The organism is Thalassospira sp., assembly GCF_030690045.1.
GTDB lineage: Bacteria > Pseudomonadota > Alphaproteobacteria > Rhodospirillales > Thalassospiraceae > Thalassospira.
Genome location: NZ_JAUYHK010000014.1, coordinates 175454 through 192349, shown reverse-complemented (window position 1 = coordinate 192349; position 16896 = coordinate 175454). Strand labels below are relative to the sequence as shown.

Below are 16896 nucleotides of genomic sequence, written 5' to 3'. Positions count from 1 at the left end.
CCCGGACGTCCGGCTGCACCCGTTCGGACGGTCAGGCCACCTCTGGCCTGTTTTCGATCTGGTTTTCTGGTCGGCTTTCGGACGGGTCTTCCAGTTGGCCACTTTCCTTGCGGCGCAAGGTACTGGGCGTTTCACCGGTCAGTTTCCTGAAGGCCAGATTGAAGGTCGATTTGGAATTGAACCCGACGCTCAGCGCGACATCGAGGATCGTTCTGTCCGGTTCGGCAATCAGGACGGCGCGGGCTTCTTCGATCCGCGCCCCATTGACATAATCAAAGAAATTCTGCCCGACATGGTGGTTCAGAACATAAGACAACTGATTGGGCGACACCCCCACCGCCCGCGCCAGTTTGGGCAGCGATACCAGCGGGTCCAGCAACAAATCCCCCGCCCGGCGCACATCCCCCAACCGCCGGACGACCAGGGCGGCCGTATCCTCGTCCACCAGGGCACGCGGTGCGCCTTCGGGGCCGCGACCTGTTGCCGGGGCGGGTAAAACGACGTTCCCAAGGTCGTCATCGTTCTCATCCTCTGCATCATCGTCTTCGGGCCAGCGGGGCATGACAAACAGCACCGGGCGGGTGGCAAGGATATAGCTGAGGATCAGAAACATGATCAGAAAGGAGGCCTGAACGCTCAGCCCGGTGAATTCGCCGGAAAACAGGGATTTGCTGACGACAAGGGTGGCAAAGATAAAGGTAATGCTGCCGACAATCGCCGTCACCCAGACCCGCATGGCAGCACGGTCTGCGCCAAGCTGTTCCTGGGTTTGCCGGAAATAGTGATACCCGGCCTTCCAGATCAGCACCAGATAGACCGCCGCCTGCACCTTGGCCAGCCCATAGGGGAAAAATCCCGGCAATGCGCGATAACCCATGGCATCCCACGGCACCAGAACCCCGCCATGGGGCATTCCGGCACCGTTATAGACAAAAACCCATGCCACCAGATTGAACATGATCGCCGCAGGCAGGAAATGCAGCCATTGATACCGCGATGGCGTGCCGGAAATTTCGCGGAAATACAGATAAATGGCCGGGGCAATGGTAAAATTGACCGGCAGGAAAAACAGCGCCGCGTAATAGGTCATCTGCGGTAACGCCACGATTTCGATGACTTCTTCGCTCATATTCAGGGCCGAGGTGATGACAAAAACCATCATCCAGCGATTGGCCCGCAAGGCGCGCACCCCCTCGCCCCGCAACAACAGGCACAAAAAAAGCGCCTGTATGATTGCACAAACGGCAATCACTGTTTCCACGTAGTTCACCATATTCCCAACTCAGTCCCTTTGCCGTATGGCATTATTTTTGGCCGATTGCACCCATTGCGTCTGCCCGGGGGGCCGGTTCGGTCAGATCATTTGCAACCGCATTGCGTGCCGTGGCCCGAATTGCACTGGGCGTTTCGCCGGTCAGTTTCCTGAAGGCCAGATTGAAGGTCGATTTGGAATTAAACCCGACGCTAAGGGCAATATCAAGGATCGTGCGATCCGGTTCGGCCAGCAAAACCGCACGGGCTTCGTCAATCCGGGCGTTATTCACATAATCAAAGAAATTCTGTCCGACATGACGATTCAGCACATAAGAAAGCTGATTGGGGGAAATCCCCACCGCGCGCGCCAGTTTGGGCAGGGATACCAGCGGATCGAACAAAAGATCACCCTGTTTGCGAATGTCATCCAGCCGCCGACGCGCCAGAACAATCCCCTCATCATCAAGCAAAGGCCGGGATACGCCCGAAGTGCCATTATCCGGTACGGGGATGGTGGTGTTCACAGGTGCTGCCGCGTCATCGTCAGGCCAGTCTGCCATGACAAACAGAACGGGCTGGGTCGCAATCACGTAACTCATGGCGAACAGCACCAGCACAAAGGCAACCCCGGTGCCGGTCATTGCCATGTCTTCGGGCAGGTAGAAAGCGGTGATCTTACTGGTAATGACCGTCACGAAAATCAGACTGACACCGCCCAGAATAACCACCATCCAGCGCTGCATCGCGTGCCGGTCCGCCCCCAGCTGGGTCTGGGTCTGACGGAAATAACGGCGCGACACCCGCCAGATCAGCATAATATAGATCGCGATCTGGGTAATGATCGCAAACCAGCAAAAACTTTCAATCGCCGAAGACAGAATGCCAGGGGCGCCCGATACGGTTGCGGTTTGCCCGCCATCCATCGTCACCAGCCATGCCATCAGGTTAAAAATCAGCCCGGCCAAAAGGAAATGCACCCAGGGCCGACGCGATGGCGTCCCCGATATTTCGCGAAAATACAGATAAATCGCCGGGGCGATCAGGAAATTGGCCGGAAAGAAGAATAACAGGATCAGGCCTTCGCCCCGACCGTCGGCGAACAGTTCGATAACGTCTTCAAACAGATTGATCATCACCCCGCCAATGAAAAGCATCATCCAGCGGTTGGCGGCAAAGGCCCGCATGCCTTCGGCACGCAACAACAGGAACAAAAAGACCCCCTGCACCAGCCCGACCACCCCGATTGTGACATCGGCATATTTGGCAAATTCCACCGTCATAAAAATACCCGTTCGTCGCATCAATGCGCACCGGCATCCCTGCCAACACAATCGTTTCAATATGCACGACCAGACACAATCGGCGTCCGACCATGCACAAACGGACGCAAAACCCGCAACATCCGTTCATTTTCAGGCCGGGGCATCCTGTTTCAATCCGGGGGAGCATAACACTGTTGACAACTTCTTGACTATATCAATCCGTCATACTACAGACTGATATATATCGGACCGATACAGTCACCCTGATCAGGTGAAAACAGAAAAGACAAAATGTAATGGATGTACGCACGTTATGCCTTGGTGCCCTGATGGGGGGTGAGGCCAGCGGATATGAAATTCGCAAAATGTTTGAAGATGGCACCTACAGCCATTTTCAAATGGCTTCGCTGGGGTCCATCTATCCGGCCCTGACCCGCCTGACACAGGACGGGATGGTAACCTTTGTCGAGAAGGAGCAGGAAAACCGCCCCGACAAAAAGGTTTATCAACTGACATCCGAGGGACGGCGCAGCTTTTTGCGCGGCCTGCTGCAAACCCGGCCGGGCGAAGACCGTTATCGTTCCGACATTTTGTTCATGCTGACCTTTGCCGAAGAATTGCCGGTCGAACTGACCGAAGCCCTGCTGGACGAAATGGAAGCCCGCCAGGAAATTGCCCTGGCGCAGATTGACCCGGACCGTAAACGCGACGACACATCGTGCGGCATTTATGGCCGCGAGGAAAATGGCGATCTGAAACCCGGTTGCAAGTTTGTCTCCGGGCTGGGCGAGGCGATGTATCGCGCCACGCTGGACTTTATCCGCAAGAACAAAACCGCCCTGATCGATGATCTTAGGGCGCGCCGCAACAATCATAAAAGCCGTTAACCTTCGGGTCCGGCCCACAGGATGACAACAAAGGACTGATACCATGAATGCCTCACGCATCATTGCCATTGCTCTTGCTGTCGGGGCGACCCTGTGGGTGGTCTCGGGCATGTTCGCCGGAGAGGGCGACAGTGCGACCACCGACGGGCCGGACGGCGCCACGGTATCCCAGCCGGCCGAGGCCCTGCCTGCGGTGCGTGTCATGACATCGACCGCACAGGAACATGTGGATTATCTGCATCTTTCCGGCCGGACCGAGGCGGTGATCAAGGTGGATATCAAGGCCGAAACCGCCGCCCGCGTCACCGAAGTCGCCGTGGAAAAAGGCAACCGGGTTGAAAAGGGCGATGTGTTGATCCGCCTTGCGACCGAAGACCGCACCGCACGTCTTGAACGGGCACGTGCCCTGGTCGAACAGCGCAAACTGGAAAACGATGCCTCCGAAAGCCTTGCACAAAAGGATTACCGGTCGAAAACCGGGGTTGCCGAGAGCAAGGCCCTGCTGGAAGAAGCCCGGTCCGATCTGAAGGTTATCGAGGTTGAACTGGCCAATACCGTGATCCGCGCCCCGTTTTCCGGCCTTGTCGAGGACCGGCAGGCTGAAATCGGCGATCTGGTGGCGGTGGGCGATATCGTCGCCACCGTGATTGACAGCGACCCGATTCTGGTGGTCGGCCATGTCCCCGAACATTCGATTGGCATGATTGAGCCGGGACAACTTGCCCTGGCGCATTTGCTGGACGGGACCGAACGCGAAGGGATGGTGCGCTATACCTCACGCATGTCCGATGCGGCAACCCGCACCTTTCGGGTGGAAATTGAAATTGCCAATCCCGATTACCGTATTCCCGATGGCATGACCGCCGAACTTCAGGTGCCGATTGGCACCAAACGCGCCCATCCGGTGCCGCCGTCTGTCCTGACGCTGAACGATGCCGGGCAATTGGGTGTGCGCGGGGTGGTTGATGACCATGTGGTGTTTTATCCGGTCGATTTGCAGGGCGGGAACCGTGATTCCGTCTGGGTTGGCGACCTGCCCGATCAGATTGAATTGATTGTGGTCGGCCATGACTGGGTGCGCGAAGGCGTGCATGTCACCGTCAGCCGCCTTGATCCTGCCGATGTCGCCAAAAATCCAGCCAACGCGGTCGCAAACTAGCGCCATTCAGACGAGGGACATCACATGTCTTTGATTGACGCTGCCCTGAACCGGTCCCGCACCGTGATTCTGACCCTGATCCTGCTGCTGGTGGCGGGTTGGGTGGCCTATGACGCCATCCCCAAGGAAGCCGATCCGGATATTCAGATTCCGATCCTGTATGTATCGATGCATCATGACGGCATTTCGCCCGAGGACGCCGAACGGTTGTTGCTGCGCCCGATGGAGCAGCAATTGCGCACGGTCGAAGGCGTCAAGGAAATGCGGTCGCAATCGTATCAGGACGGGGCATCGGTCACGCTGGAATTCTATGCCAATGTCGATATTGACGAGGCACTGGCCGATGTGCGCGAACGGGTCGATATCGCCAAATCCGACCTGCCCGACGATACCGACGATCCCGAAGTGCATGAAGTCAATCTGTCGCTGTTTCCGGTTCTGGTCGTCACCTTGTCGGGCGATCTTCCCGAACGGACCCTGGTGCGGCTTGCCCGCGATCTGAAAGACGATATCGAAGGCATTCCGGCCGTATTGGAGGCCAATCTGGCCGGGGACCGCGAGGAACTGGTCGAATTCATCATTGATCCGGTCAAGGTTGAAAGTTATCGCCTGAACGGCACCGATCTGGTGCAACTGGTGCGCAATTCCAATTCATTGGTTGCCGCAGGCGCACTTGACACCGGCACGGGGCGCTTTAACATCAAGGTTCCCGGCCTGTTTGAAACGGTTGATGATATCCTTGATATGCCGCTTGTGGTCGATGGCGATGCCGTGGTGCGGTTCCGCGATATCGGCGAAGTCCGCCGGACATTTAAGGACGTTACCAGCTTTGCCCGCCTGAATGGCCAGCCCGCCATTGCAATCGAGATTTCCAAACGGGTCGGTGAAAACATCATCGAGGTGATCGATAACGTCAAGGCATTGACAGCCGCGCGTGCCGAAACCTTCCCGCCGACCGTTCAGATCAGCTATTCACAGGATCAATCCAACGATATCCGCACCATGCTGAACGAACTGCAAAACAGCGTGATTCTGGCGATTTTGCTGGTGATGATTGTGGTGATCTGGTCGCTGGGCTGGCGGTCGGGGCTGTTGGTTGGTCTTGCCATTCCGGGGTCGTTCCTGACCGGGATTCTGATCCTGTATGCGTTGGGCATGACGGTGAATATCGTGGTGCTGTTCAGCCTTATACTGGCCGTCGGGATGCTGGTGGATGGCGCGATTGTCGTGACCGAATATGCCGATCGCAAGATGCTGGACGGCCTGCATCGCAAACAGGCCTATCCGCTGGCGGCCAAACGCATGGGTATGCCGATCATTGCCTCGACCGCCACCACCCTTGCCGCCTTTTTGCCGTTGGCTTTTTGGCCCGATATTGTCGGCGAGTTTATGAAATTCCTGCCGATTACGGTGCTGTTTACCCTGTCTGCATCGCTTGTCATGGCCCTGATTTTTGTGCCGACCGTCGGCGCATGGTTTGGCAAGCCCGGTGCCGCATCCAGCCCGGCCCTTGACGCCGTGGCGGCTGGTCAAATCGATCAGCTAAACGATCTGACCGGTGGCACGGGGTTTTATGTCCGCACGCTGCGCCGTGCCCTGAAAGTCTATTGGCTGATTATTCCGTTGGCCTTTGGCATTCTGATCGGTGTCTGGATGGTCTTTGGACAGTTTGGCAAGGGGTTTGAATTTTTCCCGGAAGTCGAACCCGAAGTATCGTCCATCCAGATCCGGGCACGCGGCAACATGTCCTATTACGAGCAGGATGAGCTGGTCCGCGAGGTTGAAAACCGCATTCTTGAACTGGATGCAGGGCATGTGAACCAACACTGGTTTGATACCGTCTATGCCCGGTCGGGTCTGGGTTCCGGGGGCAACGAAGCCGCCGAAGACGTGATCGGCGTCATTCAGCTTGAATATGCCGATTGGCAGAACCGGCCCAAGGCATCGATCATGGAACAGGAAATCCTTGCCGTCACGGAGGACCTTGCCGGGGTGCATGTCGAAATCAGTGCCGCCGAAGCCGGACCGCCGCAAGGCAAGGATGTGCAGATTCAATTACGGTCATATTATCCGCAATTGCTGGACGAAGCGGCCACCCGCATTACCGATGGCCTGCATGAACTGGGCGGTCTTTATAATTACGAAGATGGCAAATCACCGCCCGGTATTGACTGGGAATATGTGGTGGACCGTGCCCAGGCGCTCAAATTCGGGGCCGATATTACGACGATCGGCAACACCATCAAACTGGTGACCAACGGCATTACCTTTTCGACCTATCGCCCGGATGATTCGACCGAGGAAATCGATATTGTCGGACGTTATCCCGATGACCGCCGCACGCTGGAAGAATTGCAACGCCTGCGGATTGTCACCGATCAGGGGCTGGTGCCGTTGTCGAACTTTGTTGAACGCCGCCCCAAACTGAAAACCGGCACCCTGACCCGGGTGGACAGCCAGCGCGCCCTGACCGTCAAGGCTGACGTATCCGAAGGTGTTCTGGTCGACACCAAAGTGCGTGAGGTCAAGGAATGGATGGCCGGGCTGGAAATCGACCCGCGCGTCAGTGTCACCTTCAAGGGGCAGGACGAAGAACAGCAAAAATCGGCAGACTTCCTTGCCAAGGCCTTCACGGTTGCGCTGTTCATCATGTTTGTCATTCTGGTCACCCAGTTTAACAGCATTTCCAGTTCGCTTTTGATCATGGCCGCCATCATCATGTCTACGGCGGGTGTTCTGGCCGGGTTGTTACTGACCGGGCAGGCTTTTTCGATTGTCATGAACGGCATTGGCATTGTCGCGCTGGCCGGGATTGTCGTGAACAACAATATCGTGCTGATCGATACCTTTGACCGGCTTAAAATCACGGCGGACAATATCGAGGATGCCATTCTGCAAACCGGGGCACAACGTTTGCGTCCGGTGATGCTGACGACCATCACCACCATTCTGGGGCTGGTGCCGATGGTTTTGCAGATCAATATCGATTTTGCCACCCGCGAATTTTCCATCGGCGCGCCTTCGACGCAATGGTGGGTGCAACTGGCAACCTCGATTGCCTTTGGCCTTGCCTTTGCCACCGTGCTGACCCTGATTTTTACCCCCTGCGCCTTGTTGATGCGTCACAAGGCGGCGGGTCTGATGCGGCGTGTGCGGGCACGCCTTGCCCGTCGCTTTGGCCATCAGGAAGGTGAAACCGGTCAGGTGCCGCTGTAACGAGACAGGCCGCGCAGACTCTCCCCCCGACCCCGCTGCGCGGTTTGACCGGCCCCCTGTTTTCAGGGGGCCGGTACTTTTTGGAACGCATCCCGGACCGCACACTATGCAATGGGATAGTATTTTACACTTTCTTATGTAATTCTGTGATAAAGTCTGCGTCATCTGGCCGGAACAGTAGCGAGAAAGTCAGCATTATGGGCTGTTTGCGTTCCTTCATTGCCGCAAGCTGTTTTATTCTGGGCGGATATGACATCGCGCGGGCTGCTGATCCGGTGGCTTTGACATGGGCGGCACCGGTGTTTCCCCCGGCCTTTATCGAGGATGGTGCAGGTTTGTCGGGCTATGGTGCCCAAACCCAGAACTGGTTCACCGAACGCCTGCCGGATTATCGCCATAACAATGTCATCCTGCCGATTTCGCGCATTCTGGCCGAAATTCGCAACGGGACGCTGGTGTGCAGTTCATCCCTGATCCCGACCGAAGACCGCAAGAGTTATATCAGCTTTGCCGATACCATCCTGTTGCATTTGCCCGTTACGGTCATCATTCGCGAGACGGATCGGGACCGTTTTGCCGGTTATCTTGATGCCAATGGCCATCTTGATTTTTCGTCGCTTGTGTCGGACACGTCGCTTCGGGCGGCCTTGCGCAGCGGTCGCGCCTATGGCCCGGCGATTGACACCATTCTGGATCACATCCCGCAAACCGCCCATATTACCCGCATCAGCAATGACGACAAATTTCTGGCCCTGCTGGACCTCAAGCGGATCGACTGGACCCTGTTTTTCCCGTCCGAGATTGAATATTTCCGCCGCCAGATCAATCCGCAAACCGGCTTTACCACCCTGCCGGTTGCCGGAAATACCGACCTTTTACAGGCCACCTATGGCTGTTCAAACACCCCTGCCGGACAGGCGGCGATTGCTGCCATCAATGACATTGTTGATGACCATCCCGACATGCCGTGGACGCATTTTTATGCCACTTGGCTGAGCGATGCCGACCGCGCATGGTATGCCAATGCGGTGCGCATCTGGCAGAATGGCCGCAATCGGCCACCGTCATAATCACCGGTTTTCCGACATATTGAAACCGAATCCCCGTCATCCCAGATAACAGGAAGCCTTATTAAAACCGATACCGTCAAGGACACACGGCACCATGAAAGCACCCGCAACATTCCGCAATCTCTATCGCGTGGCTGTCGTTGTCTTTCTGTTCCTGAACGGCACGGGATTTGCATCGGCCCAACAAACGATTATCTGGGCCCATGATGCCCAACCACCCGGCTTTGTTGAAACCCCGAATGGCCTTGAAGGTTTTGCCGGATATACCTTGCGCTGGTTTCAGGAACATCTGACCGGTTATGATCATCAAACCACTGTCATGCCGCTGGCCCGGACGATTGCCGACATGCGCAATGGCAACTTTGCCTGCTGGGCAGGCCTGATCAAAACCGAAGAACGGGCGAATTTTGTGACCTTCAGTGACGTGATCGCTGTCAATTTGCCGGTTTCCGTGATCATCCGGGCAGAACAATTGACGCTTTTCACTCCTTATCTGAATGATGACGGCGCTTTGAGCCTGCAACGCCTGTTGCAAAACACCGCGCTGAATACTGCGATCCGAGGCAGCCGTTCCTATGGGCCGACGATTGATGATATGTTGAAACACACCAATCTGATGCGCAATGTCCGGCAAACTGCGAATGACGACATGTTTCTGGAATTGCTGGCCCTGGGGCGGTTGGACTGGGTTTTGTATTATCCCGCCGAAATGTATCATTACCGCGCCAGTGCAGATACCGACACCGATTTGATATCGATCCCGATTATCGAGGCCCCGGACCCTTTGAATATCCATGTCGGCTGCACCAAAAACCCGGTCGGGATGGCGGTGATAAATGACATCAATACCCTAATCAAAGTCCGCCCCGACAAACCGTGGATGAAACAGTTTCTGGCCCTGCATACCATCGCCGAACAACAGCGCATTTTTGCCGCCATGGAACATCATCCGGAAGACCTGACCGAATAGGGACGCCCCAAACAAAACGGGCAAGGTTATGACCCTGCCCGTTTTTCTGCGAAATATCCGGTTTTCTCAGTTCTGATGCACCCGGTTCAGCCCGTCATCAGGGTCATCATCGGATTGCCCCAGATCGTCTTCTTCCTCCGCCCCGCCTTCTTCGCGGTGATGTTCGATTCCCATGCGGCGATAGGACTGGAAACTGAAGAAAAAGGTCGCGAAATAAACCCCGGCAATGATCGACAATGTCAGCCACGGCGACGATACCAGAAATGCCACCGACGCCCCGAAGGCCAGCATCAACGGCAAGACCCAGGCACGCGGCACCTTGATTTTCTTGAAACTGAAGGTCGGCAACCGCGACACGGCCAGACAGGCAACCAGCACGATATAGGGGGCGGTGATCACCGGGCTGTCGAAAAATTCGCCGCCGAACTGGAATTGCAACACCATCGGCCACATCAAAAGCCCGGCCGCCGCCGGGGCAGGCACCCCGGTAAAGAACCGGTAGGCCCATGTCGGCAATTCCGGTTCGCCCAGCATTTGCGTATTGAATCGCGCCAGACGCAACACCATACACACCGCAAATAACAGCGACAGCGCCCAGCCGATCGACCCCAACTGATGCAATGACCAGAAATACATCATCATCGCCGGCGCAACGCCAAAACAGACGAAATCCGACAGGGAATCGAGTTCGGCGCCAAAGCGGCTGCTGGAATTGAGCATCCGTGCCAGACGCCCGTCCAGCCCGTCAATGATTCCGGCAATCAGAATCGCGGCAACGGCGGCTTCCCACCGCCCCTGCATCGCAAAGCGGATTGCCGTCAGACCCGCACACATGCCCAGCAACGTCGCGACATTCGGCGCCAGACGCGCCATCGACAATGCCTTGAAACGGCGGGGTTTGCGGTGCGTGCCGTCTGCCATTAACGAATCTCCCCGGTCAGAACTGTTGCATCACTGGCCGAAACATCGGCCAGAACGGTTTCACCGGCCACGGTCAATTGCCCGACGCAGACCTTTGGCTCCACCCCTTCGGGTAGATAAACATCAACGCGCGAGCCAAACCGGATCAGGCCAAACCGTTCACCCGCCTTGAGGATCGACCCGCGACCGACATCACACAAAATCCGCCGTGCGACCAGACCGGCAATCTGCACCACGCCAAATTCGCGGCCCCCGGCATCGCGGACCAGCAAAATCTGCCGTTCGTTGGCCTCGGATGCCTTGTCCAGTTCGGCATTGACGAATTTGCCAGGCACATAGGCCTCGCCAACGATTTCACCGGCCACCGGCGACCGGTTTACATGGACGTTAAAAACATTCATGAAAATCGAAATGCGAGTGCGCGGGGTTTTGTCGTCCAGTTCCAGTTCCTTGGGCAACGGGGCCTTGGAAATCATGCAAATCCGGCCATCGGCCGGGGCAATCACCAGATTGTCACCAACCGGGGTGACGCGATCCGGGTCGCGAAAGAAATACGCGCACCACAAGGTCAAGATCACGCCAATCCAGCCCACAGGCTCGGCAATCAGAAACAGGATCACGGTCACTGCGGCGAAAATCGCAATAAATTTCCAGCCTTCGGGATTGATCGGTACAAGAACTGATTTCAAAATATTATTCCCTAATTGCCATGCATCCGGCCCGATCCACGGGCCGAACGACGTTCTTATCATCTAGTAGGGGGTGCGGGCAACGCAACCTGAACCAAAAAGCGAAAACGCCGCTTATTGCGGCGTTTCCCCGGTTTCTGGCAAGGCAAATATTTGCCCTGGGTAAATCAGGTCAGGATCGCGAATCTGCCCGCGATTCTGATTATAGATCACCCAATATTGCAAACCGTCGCCATAGGTCCGACGCGCAATGCGCCACAAACTGTTGCCCGGTTGCACGACATAGCGTGCGCCCGGCTCCAAAATCCGGCTGGTATCGGCGCGTTCAAACGGAATTTCTACCCGTGCCACCACCTTGCCATCGGGATCAAGCTGATCGGCACGCAGGGTATATTGCCCCGGTTCAACCGGTTCGCCAATCGTCAGGGCCCATGCGCCGTCATCACTGCCGGGGGCCTCGCCGACAAAACGGTTATCCAGATAGACCCGGACATCATGACCGGCATCGGTCTTGCCCGACATCGCCACCCGGCCCTGATCGTCGTAATCGACAACATCGATGCTCAGGCGCGGCTGTGGTGCGGCATCAGTTGCGGCGTCAATCCGGGCGTCATTTGCCGGATTTTCAACAGCCCCTGGCCCCTGCATCACTGTCGTCGGACCATCCCCGTCATTGGGCACCAGAAGGGCAATGACAGATTGCTGTTCCGGCGCCGCCGGTGCCGCAGCAGGTTCGTCAGCCGTTTCGGCCGGAGCAGGAGCCGCTTCAGCAGCCGGTGTCGGTGCGGCCTGTTCCGGGATCAACAGCACAACATGATCATCGGCGGTGCGGATTTCGCCGTCGGTTCCCTCGGCCTCGACCGATAATTCACGATCCCCGGCAGATAACGGCGTTTCCGGTAAAATCACCCATTCGCCGCGCGCATCGGCGGTTGCCTCGCCAATCACCGTTTCACCGTCGCGGACACGCACCTGGCTGCCCGGTTCGGCGCGACCGGCAATCACGGTATTGCCTTCGGGACTGACCCGGACAACATCGAAACTGGGATTGGCAATTTCCGGCGCATCCCCGGAGGGGTCCCCCGTCACCGGCGCACCATCACCCGACGTCGGGCCAGGCCGCGCCATCGGAGCCACGGATGATGCGTCGGATGAAACCGGCGCGTCATCATCGGCTGAACGGGTCAACATGTAATTGAGGATGATCGCAGCAATAATCAGCAATACGCCAATAATGACGAGGATATAAGGTCTTTTCACCGGCAATATCCTTGAACGGTGGTTGTGTTTTTTTATAGCGACCGGGAAAAAGCCCCTGCACCGGCATAACCAATTGCCACAGGTCTGGCCCTTCTCCCGGCACGATTTGAAACTTGTACTACTTTCATCGCACAGTTTCCATACCGTAACAAATGCAGATTACGCCCCAACCCTTAGGCAAAGATGAACAGTTTCAGGATGTTTGCATCGATGCCCCGATATAAGCGACCAAAACCGCCACCAGAACCGGCAACACCAGCACGCTGGCCCGCACCATCAGCGAAACCACAAGTTGCCCGGCCCCGCCCGAAACCGGCAAGGATCGTTCAATCATTGCCGATCCGGTCCCGGCAAAAATCACCAGAACCAATATCAGGTGGGCCACCACCGATGCCGGGACCATGATCATCGCACTGCTGGCCGCCACCATCAGGCCCGGCCCCATCGCCAACCACAGGGCCGCCCGATATTCGGGGGCCGCCTTTTCCCAGATCAGGGCAACCAGCAAGGCCACCGCCATCGCCCCGTGCAAAATCACATGATCATGGAGGCCAAACAGGCCGGCAATCATGCCCTGCCCGATTGAAAGCGCCAGAAACACCGCCACTGCGCCCGGCCCCCGGTCTGCTGTGGTTGCCGCAGCGGCAACCGTTTCGCGGCTTTTTTTCGACCGGGTTTTCTTGCCTGACCCGGCGGGTTCAACGGTAAAATCAGGTACCGTCACCGCCATCAATGCCGCGCCAAATCCGAAAAACGCCGCCCAGCACACCATGACCAGAATGGCCGATCCGCCCGGAATCCCGCCATGAACCCCGGTGGACAGCACCAGCCACCCGGCCCCGGTCAGGACCAAAGCCGCCATGATCGCCGCACTGCGCCCGGCCAGACGCATGACATCAAGAACAGCCCCGGCCATACCGCCCAGAAGAACCGCCACCAGAACCGCGCCCACCCCGTTGCGTGCGCTCTCGGGCAGGCCGCCTGCCGCAGGCACCGCAACCATGATTGCCGGAATCACGGCGGCCAGAACAATGCGCCGCGCCACCGCCCGGTCAAGACCCAGCCACAGGGCAAGCATCAAAACCGTGGCGGTCACACCCGACACCAGAATGGCGAACCAAAAGGGATTATCGACAAACACCGGGGAAAACCTGCCTTTATTCAAATCATATATTCAGGGCGACAACCGGCATCCTGCCCGGAATTACGGCACAATTCGGGTTGTATCATCAAATTCTGTTGACCGCGTTGCCATATCATAAGCTATGGTCCCGAAGAAAGGGGACAGTAACATCGGGCAAAAGTCCCGATACTGTTTCCATCCGCAACACGATAATCAAAGAGGCCGGTCGCCAATGACCAAGATCAAATCCATTTGCGTTTTTTGCGGCGCATCGAATGGCGTCAATCCGCAACACCGTGAAAATGCCATTGCCTTTGGCCGCATGATGGCCGAACGCGGTGTGGCACTTGTTTATGGCGGGGGCCGCATTGGCCTGATGGGGGCAGTTGCCGATGCCGTCATGGCCCATGGCGGCAAGGTTATTGGCATCATCCCGCAGCATCTTGACGATATCGAAGTCGGCCATACCGGCCTGTCGGAACTGATCGTGTGCAAATCGATGTATGAACGCAAGGTCGAAATGTTTCGCCGGTCCGATGCCTTTGTCACCCTTGCGGGCGGCATGGGCAGCCTTGACGAAGCGTTCGAGGCCCTGACCCTGCGCCAGCTTGGCATTCATGACAAGCCGCTGGTGTTTTTCAATGACCTTGGTTATTGGGACAAATGCCTTGAAATGATTGACGGCATTATCGAGGAAGGCTTTGCCCGCCCGTCGAACCGCAATCTTTTTACGGTTGCCGATACCCTTGAAGAGGTTTTTGAACAGCTTGCCGCCGAACCGGCTCCGAAATTCGATCCGCGCGAAAAACTGCTGTAAGTCCTGCTGTTACGGTTCAAATCCCGCAGTCTGTGGCTGCGGGATTTTTGCGTTTTCCGCGACACTCATGATTTGCAGATTCTTGCCTTGATTCAGGACAAACAGACGGCTTCTATTTACATTAGAACTTTGACATAAGTCATGGTTCCCAAAGCCCCCCGGTGGTGTAGTTCCCTGACCTGAAGAGAGAAAGAGGGGACTATCATGAGAGTTTCAAGTATGATCCGGTTGTTGGGGACAACGGCGATGATCGCCGGGATCAGCACCGCCGCATTTGCCACCGACATTGCCAGCCTGCGCGAAATGGCAAATGAAAATTTCGACGTCATTCCGTCCATGGTTCCCGCCGTGCGCGACAATGCCGTTACCCGTGACAAGGTCGAACTGGGCAAGATGCTGTTTTTCGATCCGCGCCTGTCGTCTTCGGCGCTGATTTCCTGCAATACCTGCCATAATCTGGGCATGGGCGGGGATGACAATCTGGAAGTATCGATTGGTCATGGCTGGCAGAAAGGCCCGCGCAATGCGCCGACCGTCCTGAACGCCGTGTTCAACGAAGCCCAGTTCTGGGATGGCCGCGCCGAAGATCTCAAGGCACAGGCCAAAGGCCCGGTTCAGGCCGGGGTTGAAATGGCCAGCACGCCGGAACGGGTTGTTGAAGTGCTGAACAGCATGCCGGAATATATTGCCCGTTTCAAACTTGCCTTCCCCGGCGAGGCAGACCCGGTCAGCTTTGACAATATGGCCAAGGCGATAGAAGCCTTTGAAGCCACCCTGATCACCCCGGCATCGCGGTTTGACCAGTTCCTTGAAGGCAATGACGCTGTCATGACCGAAACCGAACTGGCCGGGCTTGAAAAATTCATCGATGCCGGATGTGTGTCCTGCCACAATGGGGTGAATATCGGCGGCAGTGGGTATTACCCGTTCGGTGTGATGGAACAGCCCGGTGCTGAAATCCTGCCGCCTGATGACCGGGGCCGCTTTGCCGTTACCCAGACGGCAGACGATGAATATGTCTTCCGTGCCGGTCCGTTGCGCAATATCGAACTGACCGCGCCCTATTTCCATTCCGGCAAGGTCTGGAGCCTTGAACAGGCCGTGGCCGTCATGAGTTCCAGCCAGCTTGGCACCGAAATGGATGATGCCGACATCAAACTGATCACGGCATTTCTGCGCACCCTGACCGGTGAAACCCCGCGGGTTGAATATCCGATCCTGCCGGTCGAAACTGCAACCACCCCGCGCCCGGTATCGATGACCGCACCGTGATCCTGCATCACAAAACCTGACACTTGCGGACAAACACCCGCAACCTCGCCGCCCGATACACCGGGCGGCGTTTTTTTTTGCCGGAAATCGGGGAATTCCGGCAACAGGTTCCCTCCGGGGAAACATTCATACGAATGTCACAAGCCTGAAACACCAATGAAAACAATCACGAATATGATCGCATCATCGTTCAAAACAACAAATGATGCGCGCAAATGAACATTTCGGATCGCCAGCGAGACATTATCGATATTCTGCGCCGCGATGGATTTGCGTCGATCGAAGGACTTGCCGGTCAGTTTGCCGTAACCCCGCAAACTGTGCGGCGCGATGTCAACATCCTGAACCGCGCCAATCTGGTCCGACGGCGGCATGGTGGCGTGGAATATGCCGGTGAACCGGGGATGAACATGTCCTACGATTCCCGACAGGTGATCAATATCGGGGCCAAACACGCCATTTCCCTGCATGTTGCCAATCTGATCCCGGACAATTCATCAATCCTGATCGGGATAGGCAGCACGCTTGAACTTCTGGCCCTGAATCTTGCCGGGCACCGCAATCTGACGGTCATCACCAACAATCTGAACGCCGCCATGGCGCTGGGTACCAATAGCGGCAATCGCATTGTCATTCCCGGCGGTGTTCTGCGCCTTCCCGACCGCGATCTTTTGGGGCCGGATGTTGAAGCCATGTTTCACAATTACAAGGCGGATTTTGGCATTTTTGGCGTTGGCGGCATTGAAACAGACGGCACCCTGACCGATTTCGATCACCGCGAAGTCGCCCTGCGGCAGGCGATTGCCGCCAATTGCCGCTGTTCTGTTCTGGTTGCCGACCATTCCAAATTCAACCGCGCCGCCCCCGCCAAGGGCGGCCATATCACCGATTCCGACATTGTGGTGATCGACACCCTGCCCGGTGGTGCCTTTATCCCGCTTTTTGACCGGCAGGATGTGCGCAAACGCCTGCAAATCGCGAAAGGCGACCAGTAAA

14 protein-coding genes are annotated in these 16896 nt (G+C 56.7%); 8 read left to right on the top strand and 6 right to left on the bottom strand.

The features are described from left to right. Positions 1 to 31: 31 nt before the first annotated feature. Both Q8O73_RS11315 and Q8O73_RS11310 read right to left on the bottom strand, forming a co-directional pair. On the bottom strand, positions 32 to 1273 hold the full coding sequence (locus tag Q8O73_RS11315; RefSeq protein ID WP_305558266.1) for a helix-turn-helix domain-containing protein: 1242 nt from the start codon (positions 1271 to 1273) through the stop codon (positions 32 to 34). Positions 1274 to 1304: 31 nt separating this feature from the next. Beyond that, on the bottom strand, positions 1305 to 2534 hold the full coding sequence (locus tag Q8O73_RS11310; protein WP_305558265.1) for an AraC family transcriptional regulator: 1230 nt from the start codon (positions 2532 to 2534) through the stop codon (positions 1305 to 1307). A 278-nt stretch (positions 2535 to 2812) separates the two neighbouring features. Here Q8O73_RS11310 and Q8O73_RS11305 point away from each other — a divergent pair, with 278 nt between their 5' ends. The 5 genes from Q8O73_RS11305 (at position 2813) to Q8O73_RS11285 (ending at position 9818) form a co-directional block, all read left to right on the top strand. Further along, positions 2813 to 3403, top strand: a complete 591-nt coding sequence (locus tag Q8O73_RS11305) for a PadR family transcriptional regulator (protein WP_305558264.1) — start codon at positions 2813 to 2815, stop codon at positions 3401 to 3403. 43 nt (positions 3404 to 3446) lie between these two features. After that, on the top strand, positions 3447 to 4562 hold the full coding sequence (locus Q8O73_RS11300; RefSeq protein WP_305558263.1) for an efflux RND transporter periplasmic adaptor subunit: 1116 nt from the start codon (positions 3447 to 3449) through the stop codon (positions 4560 to 4562). Between the two features lie 24 nt (positions 4563 to 4586). Further along, the gene (locus tag Q8O73_RS11295; RefSeq protein ID WP_305558262.1) at positions 4587 to 7778 is read left to right on the top strand and encodes an efflux RND transporter permease subunit; all 3192 of its coding nucleotides are present in this window, start codon (positions 4587 to 4589) and stop codon (positions 7776 to 7778) included. 197 nt (positions 7779 to 7975) lie between these two features. After that, the gene (locus tag Q8O73_RS11290) at positions 7976 to 8848 is read left to right on the top strand and encodes a hypothetical protein (RefSeq protein WP_305558261.1); all 873 of its coding nucleotides are present in this window, start codon (positions 7976 to 7978) and stop codon (positions 8846 to 8848) included. A 94-nt stretch (positions 8849 to 8942) separates the two neighbouring features. Beyond that, positions 8943 to 9818, top strand: coding sequence for a transporter substrate-binding domain-containing protein (locus Q8O73_RS11285; protein WP_305558260.1), 876 nt, complete (start codon positions 8943 to 8945; stop codon positions 9816 to 9818). 66 nt (positions 9819 to 9884) lie between these two features. Here the strand turns inward: Q8O73_RS11285 and pssA are convergent, their stop codons facing one another. The 4 genes from pssA to Q8O73_RS11265 form a co-directional block, all read right to left on the bottom strand. Next, positions 9885 to 10739, bottom strand: coding sequence for a CDP-diacylglycerol--serine O-phosphatidyltransferase (pssA, locus tag Q8O73_RS11280; RefSeq protein WP_305558259.1), 855 nt, complete (start codon positions 10737 to 10739; stop codon positions 9885 to 9887). Then, a complete protein-coding gene (locus Q8O73_RS11275) occupies positions 10739 to 11428 on the bottom strand; it encodes a phosphatidylserine decarboxylase (RefSeq protein ID WP_305558258.1) in 690 nt (229 codons plus the stop codon). The genes pssA and Q8O73_RS11275 overlap by 1 nt, the downstream gene beginning before the upstream one ends. Positions 11429 to 11542: 114 nt before the next feature. Beyond that, positions 11543 to 12688 carry an Ig-like domain-containing protein gene (locus Q8O73_RS11270; RefSeq protein ID WP_305558257.1) on the bottom strand — a complete coding sequence of 382 codons (1146 nt, stop codon included), beginning with the start codon at positions 12686 to 12688 and terminating at the stop codon, positions 11543 to 11545. A gap of 193 nt (positions 12689 to 12881) precedes the next feature. Continuing rightward, on the bottom strand, positions 12882 to 13829 hold the full coding sequence (locus Q8O73_RS11265) for a hypothetical protein (RefSeq protein ID WP_305558256.1): 948 nt from the start codon (positions 13827 to 13829) through the stop codon (positions 12882 to 12884). 214 nt (positions 13830 to 14043) lie between these two features. Here Q8O73_RS11265 and Q8O73_RS11260 point away from each other — a divergent pair, with 214 nt between their 5' ends. The 3 genes from Q8O73_RS11260 (at position 14044) to Q8O73_RS11250 (ending at position 16895) form a co-directional block, all read left to right on the top strand. Continuing rightward, positions 14044 to 14628 (top strand): TIGR00730 family Rossman fold protein, encoded by a 585-nt coding sequence (locus Q8O73_RS11260; RefSeq protein WP_305558255.1) that lies wholly within the window; start codon positions 14044 to 14046, stop codon positions 14626 to 14628. A gap of 204 nt (positions 14629 to 14832) precedes the next feature. Beyond that, entirely contained in the window at positions 14833 to 15900 is a 1068-nt protein-coding gene (locus tag Q8O73_RS11255; RefSeq protein ID WP_305558254.1) for a cytochrome-c peroxidase, read from the top strand. Positions 15901 to 16115: 215 nt separating this feature from the next. Next, a complete protein-coding gene (locus Q8O73_RS11250; RefSeq protein ID WP_305558253.1) occupies positions 16116 to 16895 on the top strand; it encodes a DeoR/GlpR family DNA-binding transcription regulator in 780 nt (259 codons plus the stop codon). Position 16896 lies beyond the last annotated feature (1 nt).